We start from the raw sequence: 6,928 nt of genomic DNA, 5'->3' as shown, positions 1-6,928 counted from the left end.
CGAGTCCGCGGAGGGCGATGTCCTGATCACCCGCGCCCACGCCCACCGCACCCCGCCGCGCACGCCCCCGGAGCCGGTCCCGGACGGTCCGCCGGTCCCCGACGCGACCCTGCTGTCGGCCGCGATCCGGGCGATCCGCGCGGGCGACCTGGCCTCGACGACCCCCCGCAGACACGGCGACCAGGCCCGGCCCGCCACCGGCGAACTCCCGCGCACCAGCTCCGCCGAGACCCTCGCCACCATGCAGGCGGCCGTCCTGACCGGCGAGGCCCTGTGGATCGGCTACGTCAATGCCGAGGGCGCCGCCAGCCAGCGCGTGATCGCCCCCATCCGCGTCGAGGGCGGCTTCGTGACGGCCTACGACCACACGGCGGACGAGGTCCGCACGTACCCGCTGCACCGCGTGACCGGAGTGGCGGAACTGGCGGAGGACTAGGGCGTGTCAGCACTGTGTGACAGGGGAGTCGGCGGGCAGGCCGAAGTGGGTCCGGGCCGCGGACTCCAGGGGGTCGGCGGCCACTTCGGTGTCGAGGGCGATCGTCGTCGCGAGCCCGAAGTGGCCGGTCAGCCATTCCGCGCTGCCGGCCCCCTCGGGCGGCTCCTCCTGCGACACGACCACGTAGTCGCCGCCGGCCTCCCGCCGCAGCCGCAGCACCTGCGGGACCTCGGCGCCGCTGCACTCCACCAGGCGCCCGGCACGCACCCCGTACTCCAGGCACAGGGTGCTGACGCCGGCCCGCACGAGTGAGCCCTGTTCGTCGAGGTCCACCGCCTCCGCCCGGCAGAACCAGCGGGCCCTGAGCCCGGGCTCGCTCTCCCCGTACCCGCTGCCGCGCGCCTGCTCCACGAGCCGCGCCTCGACGACCGGCCGCACCTGGTCCCAGAGCCGGGGGTCGGCGTCCGACGGCCAGCGGGCCCACGCCCCCGTCGCCACCAGCACGACGACCGCTCCCCCACCGACGGCCCATCTGCCCGCAGACATCCCCATGTGTCCTCCCCAGACCGCTCCCGCCAGTCAAGACACACAAGCGAGGGCCGGGGTTGCGCCAGGACGGGCCCCGGCCGCCTCGGCCTCCCTTGATCGTCCCTGATTGAGGCACACTGGACGTTTGGCCCGTGCGGAAGGATGCATGTACGTGAACGGTCCTCTCATCGTCCAGTCCGACAAGACCCTGCTGCTCGAGGTCGACCACGAGCAGGCCGACGAGTGCCGTCGGGCCATCGCGCCGTTCGCCGAGCTGGAGCGGGCGCCCGAGCACATCCACACCTACCGGGTGACCCCGCTGGGGCTGTGGAACGCGCGGGCCGCCGGGCACGACGCCGAGCAGGTGGTCGACGCGCTGGTGCAGTACAGCCGCTACCCGGTGCCGCACGCCCTGCTCGTCGACGTCGCCGAGACGATGGACCGGTACGGGCGGCTCACGCTCAGCAAGCACCCCGCCCACGGGCTCGTGCTCACCACCACCGACCGGCCGGTCCTGGAGGAGATCCTGCGCTCGAAGCGGATCATCCCGCTGGTGGGGGCGCGGCTCGACCCTGACACCGTGGTGGTGCACCCCTCCGAGCGCGGGCAGATCAAGCAGACGCTGCTGAAGCTGGGCTGGCCCGCCGAGGACCTCGCCGGGTACGTGGACGGCGAGGCGCACCCGATCGAACTGGCCGAGGACGGCTGGGCGCTGCGGCCCTACCAGAAGCAGGCCGTGGAGAACTTCTGGCACGGCGGCAGCGGGGTCGTGGTGCTCCCCTGCGGCGCGGGCAAGACGCTGGTCGGCGCCGGATCCATGGCGCAGGCCAAGTCGACCACGCTGATCCTCGTCACCAACACCGTCTCGGCCCGGCAGTGGAAGCACGAGCTGGTGAAGCGGACCTCGCTGACGGAGGAGGAGATCGGCGAGTACAGCGGCACCAAGAAGGAGATCCGGCCCGTCACCATCGCCACCTACCAGGTGCTGACGACCCGGCGTAAGGGCGTCTACCCGCACCTGGAGCTCTTCGACTCCCGGGACTGGGGGCTCATCGTCTACGACGAGGTGCACCTGCTGCCCGCGCCCGTCTTCAAGTTCACCGCCGACCTCCAGGCCCGCCGCAGACTCGGGCTGACGGCGACGCTGGTGCGTGAGGACGGGCGGGAGTCGGACGTCTTCTCGCTGATCGGGCCCAAGCGGTTCGACGCGCCGTGGAAGGAGATCGAGGCGCAGGGGTACATCGCGCCCGCCGACTGCGTCGAGGTGCGGGTGAACCTGACCGACTCCGAGCGGCTCGCCTACGCCACCGCCGAGCAGGAGGAGAAGTACCGCTTCTGCGCGACGACCGCGACCAAGCGGAAGGTCACGGAGGCGCTGGTCAAGCGTTTCGCGGGGCAGCAGATCCTGGTGATCGGCCAGTACATCGACCAGCTCGACGAGCTCGGCGAGCATCTGGACGCCCCTGTCATCAAGGGCGAGACCTCCAACGCCCAGCGCGAGAAGCTCTTCGACGCCTTCCGTGAGGGCGAGATCAGCGTGCTGGTGGTGTCGAAGGTGGCGAACTTCTCCATCGACCTGCCGGAGGCGACCGTCGCCATCCAGGTCTCGGGCACCTTCGGCTCGCGCCAGGAGGAGGCCCAGCGGCTCGGGCGGGTCCTGCGCCCGAAGGCGGACGGCCACCAGGCGCACTTCTACTCCGTGGTCGCCCGCGACACCATCGACCAGGACTTCGCCGCGCACCGCCAGCGCTTCCTGGCGGAGCAGGGGTACGCCTACCGGATCGTGGACGCGGACGACCTGCTGGCGGAGGAGGCCTGAGCGCCGGGGCGACTACGGCACCAGCAGCGTGAAGACCAGCGCGAGGACGGTCGCCGGCGGCAGCACCGCGAGGAGCGCCATCCACGCGCGCAGGCCGGACCAGCGGCGCTGCCAGGGCAGGGCCCAGGAGGCGACGAAGGCGGGCAGGGTGACCAGGCCGCCGAACTCCAGGATCGCGTAGATCGCGGTGATGGACGCCGTCAGCGCCCGCGAGCAGTCGTCGGGGCCGCAGGAGTCGGTGGCCATCGCGGACAGGCCGCCGAACAGCAGGGCGAGCGGGCCGAGGATGATCAGCAGGACGGTCGCGACCAGCGGGGCCACCCAGGCGTGGCGGTCCTGGTCGCGGTCGGGAAGGGCCGGTGCGGTCGCTGTCGTCATGCCACCGAGTGAACCGCCGCGCGGGGCGCCCGGACATCGGCTCGGGTACTCATCCCGAGCCGTGCGCCGTACTCAGCGGCGGCGGACGCCCGCTTCCTCGCCGTACTCGCCGAGTATGACGACGTCGAAGGCGGCGCCGGCGAAGACGCGGATCGCCCGGAGGGCGTTGCCCAGACGGTGGGTGCTGTGGACACCGGAGACGGGGGTCGCCCCGGACGGGCGACCAGGGCTTGGGGTGAAGGTCGCTGCGCTCATGTCTCCATGGTGGCCGAGGAGGCATAAAGAGGGCATCGGTCCCAGGTAGCCCCTTTCTGTGCTACCTGAGTACTGCCCGCGGGTGGAGCCACCCCTTGGCGGATGAGGGGCGAACCCCTAGGGGCCCAGGGTCCTGGGCGCCTGAGGTCCTGGGGTCCTGGAGGCCCAGGGGCCTGGGGCCCGACGGATACGGTCGGAGAAATCGGTTGGCCCTCTCTCGCCGCGCCCCTCTACAATCTCCGCTCTTGCCCGCCTCCCTCACGGAGTGCCGCCGCCCGGACGGAAACCGGTCGGCATCCCACCACGCGGCCCGCAGCACCTTCGGAGGCACCCCCTTGTCCAGGCCGTCCACTCCCGTGCCCGCAGACGACGACCCCCTCGCCCGCGAACGCTCCCACCTCGCCGGCTCCCGCGCCGCGCTGCGCGCCATGCGGGAGGACGTCGAGTCGCTGGACATCAAGGACGTCACCGCGAACTGGGTCAACGCCGAGGTCCTGGCCCGCCAGATCGACGACCGGATCAAGGCGCTGGCGGACCTCAGCGACACCCCGCTGTTCTTCGGCCGCCTCGACTACCTGCACTCCCCCGGCGCCGACCGGGCCGAGGGCGCACAGGGCGAGCGCTTCTACATCGGCCGTCGGCACGTCCACGACCACGACGGCGACCCGATGGTGATCGACTGGCGGGCGCCGGTCTCGCAGCCGTTCTACCGGGCGTCCAAGAAGGACCCGATGGACGTCGGGCTGCGCCGCCGCTTCGGCTACACCCGCGGGGACATCACCGCCTACGAGGACGAGCACCTGTCCGACCCGGCGGAGGCCGCCGCCACCAGCAAGCTGCTCCAGCAGGAGATCGAGCGCCCGCGCGTCGGCCCGATGCGCGACATCGTGGCGACGATCCAGCCCGAGCAGGACGAGATCGTACGGTCCGGTCTCGGCGGCACGGTCTGTGTGCAGGGAGGCCCGGGCACCGGGAAGACGGCCGTCGGCCTGCACCGGGTCGCCTATCTCCTGTACGCCCATCGCGAGCGGCTCGCCCGCACCGGCACGCTCGTCATCGGGCCGAACAGGTCCTTCCTGCACTACATCGAGCAGGTGCTGCCCGCGCTGGGCGAGCTGACGGTCCGGCAGGCCACGGTCGACGACCTCGTGGCGCACGTGGAGGTGCGCGGCACCGACGAGGCGCCCGCCGCCGTCCTCAAGGGCGACGCGAGGATGGCGGAGGTGCTCAGGCGGGCCGTCCACTCCCACGTGACCGTGCCGAGCGAGCCGGTGATGGTCGTGCGCGGGTCGCGCAGGTGGCGGGTGCCGGCGTACGAGATCGAGGAGATCGTGCGGGAGTTGCAGGACCGGGGCATCCGGTACGGCGCCGCCCGTGAGGCCCTTCCGCAGCGCATCGCGCACGCCGTGCTGGTGCAGATGGAGCGGTCCGGGGAGGCGCCGGACGACCGAGTGCAGGACGCGGTGGCCCGCAACCCCGCGGTGAAGGCGGCGGTGAAGGCGATCTGGCCGCCGGTGGACCCGGCGAAGCTGGTGCTGCGGCTGCTGACGGATGCGGACTTCCTCGCCGCGCACGCGGACGGTGTCCTCAGCGGGGACGAGCAGAAGACGATCCTGTGGGCGAAGCCCGTGCGGTCGGTGAAGTCGGCCAGGTGGTCCGCCGCGGACGCGGTGCTGATCGACGAGGCGAGGGACCTCGTGGAGCGGACGCAGTCGCTCGGGCATGTGGTGCTCGACGAGGCCCAGGACCTGTCTCCCATGCAGTACCGCGCGGTCGGCCGCCGCTGCTCGACCGGTTCGGCGACCGTTCTGGGCGACCTCGCGCAGGGCACCACGCCTTGGGCGACGCGGAGTTGGGACGAGGCGCTGGCCCACCTCGGCAAGCCGGACGGCGTGGTGGAGGAGTTGACGGCCGGTTTCCGCGTGCCGACGGACGTCATCACCTACGCCTCCCGGCTCCTGCCGCACATCGCGCCGGGCCTGACCCCGGTCGCGTCGGTGCGTGAGAACCCGGGCTTCTTCGAGGTGCGCGAGACCTCGGGAGGGGACTCCGGGGCGGCCGAAGTGGTCGCCGCGTGCGAGGAGTTGCTGCGCCACGAGGGCTCGACCGGTCTGATCGCGGCGGACGCCCGCGTCCCGGTGCTCGCCCAGGCGCTGTCGGCGGCGGGAATCGCGTATCTCGCCCCGGGCGAGGAGACGACGGCCGAGACCCGGCTGACCCTGGTCCCGGCCTCCCTCGCCAAGGGCCTGGAGTACGACTACGTCGTCCTGGACGAGCCGCGGGCGGTGGTGGACGGCGAACCGGACGAACGCACGGGCCTGCGGCGCCTGTACGTGGCGCTGACCCGAGCGGTGTCGGGCCTGATCGTGACGCACACGGCACCACTGCCCACGGCGCTGGCCGGATAGCCACGGGGCTGCGGCCCCGCCCCGAGGGACCGGGATCCCCCGCACCACCGCGCCCATGTTCCAGACGTCGCCCCGGCCCGCGGGCGCGCGGGGGTTGCTCGGGCAGTTCTCCGCGCCCCTGGGGAGTCCGGCTCACCCCAAGTCCAGAGCCCGCCGCCACTGCCCCACCGCGTCCGCCGACACCGGTGCCTGCCACCCGTCCGGCCGCGCCGCCCCGCCGATGTGGAACGCGTCGATCCCCGCGGCCCGCAGGCCCGGTACATGCTCCAGCCGCAGCCCGCCACCGACCAGCAACTGCTGTTCGTACCCCGGCTCCCCGGCCCGCGCAGCCTCCGCGAGCAGCACGGGGAGCCCCTCGTCCACGCCCGTCGCCGAGCCCGCGGTGAGGTAGGTGTCCAGGCCCGGGAGGTCGGCCAGCTGCTTGCGCAGCGCGTTGCGGTCGGCGGCGTGGTCGATGGCCCGGTGGAAGGTCCAGCGGGCCCCGTCCAGCACCTCGACCATCCGCTCGACGGCCCCCAGGTCCACATCGCCGTTCGTGTCCAGGAACCCCAGCACGAACTCCTCGGCCCCGGCGTCCCGCAGCTCCCGTGCCGCCCGGACCAACACGGGGACGTCCCCCGCGCCGAACCCGTCCGACAGCCGCAGCATCACCCGTACCGGGATGTCCACCGCCTCCCGGATCCCGGCGACCGTGGCGACCGTCGGCGTCAGACCGTCCGCCGCCATGTCGGTCACGAGTTCCAGCCGGTCCGCGCCTCCGGCCCGGGCGGCGATCGCGTCCTCGGCGTCGAGGGCGATCACCTCCAGGACTGCACGCTTGCTCATGGGACCCCATTCGTCGACGGTCTCGGGCGGCTACAGGTCTAGTCCAATTCAAGAATACGCCGCCACGGGTTCCCCCTCACCGGCGCATCTCAGCCGAAGATGTCCAGCCCCTTGCCTCCACTCCCGCGAGCTCGTAAGCCCGCCCCTCCAGAGAACGCCCGAGTACAGCCGTACGAGGCTCACCGCGTTCCCGATGAAACGCGCGGGCGTGCGGTCGCCGCCTGTGTCACCGAGCCGAAGCGGTTCGTCCAGGTCATCGAGGTCGGCGTGGAGGGGAGG

The 6,928-nt window shown here is 72.6% G+C and carries 7 protein-coding genes and 1 pseudogene; 3 read left to right on the top strand and 5 right to left on the bottom strand.

Annotated elements, in window-relative coordinates; genetic code table 11:
• Window positions 1-436 (top strand): WYL domain-containing protein (locus EHS43_RS32955; protein WP_148104141.1); only part of this gene is annotated, 436 nt, incomplete at its 5' end.
• Between the two features lie 6 nt (window positions 437-442).
• On the opposite strand, the gene EHS43_RS32950 is transcribed toward EHS43_RS32955, so the two are convergent.
• The gene (locus tag EHS43_RS32950; RefSeq protein ID WP_125194331.1) at window positions 443-982 is read right to left on the bottom strand and encodes a hypothetical protein; all 540 of its coding nucleotides are present in this window, start codon (window positions 980-982) and stop codon (window positions 443-445) included.
• 154 nt (window positions 983-1,136) lie between these two features.
• Between EHS43_RS32950 and EHS43_RS32945 the strand changes: the two genes are divergently transcribed.
• A complete protein-coding gene (locus EHS43_RS32945) occupies window positions 1,137-2,783 on the top strand; it encodes a DNA repair helicase XPB (protein WP_125194330.1) in 1,647 nt (548 codons plus the stop codon).
• A gap of 12 nt (window positions 2,784-2,795) precedes the next feature.
• On the opposite strand, the gene EHS43_RS32940 is transcribed toward EHS43_RS32945, so the two are convergent.
• Together EHS43_RS32940 and EHS43_RS32935 are read right to left on the bottom strand one after the other, a co-directional pair.
• A complete protein-coding gene (locus tag EHS43_RS32940; protein ID WP_125194329.1) occupies window positions 2,796-3,161 on the bottom strand; it encodes a hypothetical protein in 366 nt (121 codons plus the stop codon).
• 72 nt (window positions 3,162-3,233) lie between these two features.
• A complete protein-coding gene (locus tag EHS43_RS32935) occupies window positions 3,234-3,416 on the bottom strand; it encodes a hypothetical protein (RefSeq protein ID WP_185806520.1) in 183 nt (60 codons plus the stop codon).
• A 428-nt stretch (window positions 3,417-3,844) separates the two neighbouring features.
• Between EHS43_RS32935 and EHS43_RS32930 the strand changes: the two genes are divergently transcribed.
• Complete coding sequence (locus EHS43_RS32930) at window positions 3,845-5,824, top strand: UvrD-helicase domain-containing protein (RefSeq protein ID WP_260470817.1); 1,980 nt, start codon at window positions 3,845-3,847, stop codon at window positions 5,822-5,824.
• Window positions 5,825-5,956: 132 nt separating this feature from the next.
• Here the strand turns inward: EHS43_RS32930 and EHS43_RS32925 are convergent, their stop codons facing one another.
• Window positions 5,957-6,649: a copper homeostasis protein CutC gene (locus EHS43_RS32925; protein WP_125194326.1), complete on the bottom strand. Its 693-nt coding sequence runs from the start codon at window positions 6,647-6,649 to the stop codon at window positions 5,957-5,959.
• Between the two features lie 76 nt (window positions 6,650-6,725).
• Window positions 6,726-6,928 (bottom strand): annotated as a pseudogene (locus EHS43_RS48240) (hypothetical protein); the annotation flags it as partial.

This window comes from Streptomyces sp. RP5T (genome assembly GCF_003933965.1).
GTDB lineage: Bacteria > Actinomycetota > Actinomycetes > Streptomycetales > Streptomycetaceae > Streptomyces.
This window is presented reverse-complemented; position numbering and strand designations above follow the sequence as displayed.

Coding starts and splice junctions, on each gene's coding strand:
- EHS43_RS32950 (WP_125194331.1), bottom strand. CDS start 982: ATGTCTGCGGGCAGATGGGCCGTCGGTGGGGGAGCGGTCGTCGTGCTG.
- EHS43_RS32940 (WP_125194329.1), bottom strand. CDS start 3,161: ATGACGACAGCGACCGCACCGGCCCTTCCCGACCGCGACCAGGACCGC.
- EHS43_RS32935 (WP_185806520.1), bottom strand. CDS start 3,416: ATGAGCGCAGCGACCTTCACCCCAAGCCCTGGTCGCCCGTCCGGGGCG.
- EHS43_RS32930 (WP_260470817.1), top strand. CDS start 3,845: ATGCGGGAGGACGTCGAGTCGCTGGACATCAAGGACGTCACCGCGAAC.
- EHS43_RS32925 (WP_125194326.1), bottom strand. CDS start 6,649: ATGAGCAAGCGTGCAGTCCTGGAGGTGATCGCCCTCGACGCCGAGGAC.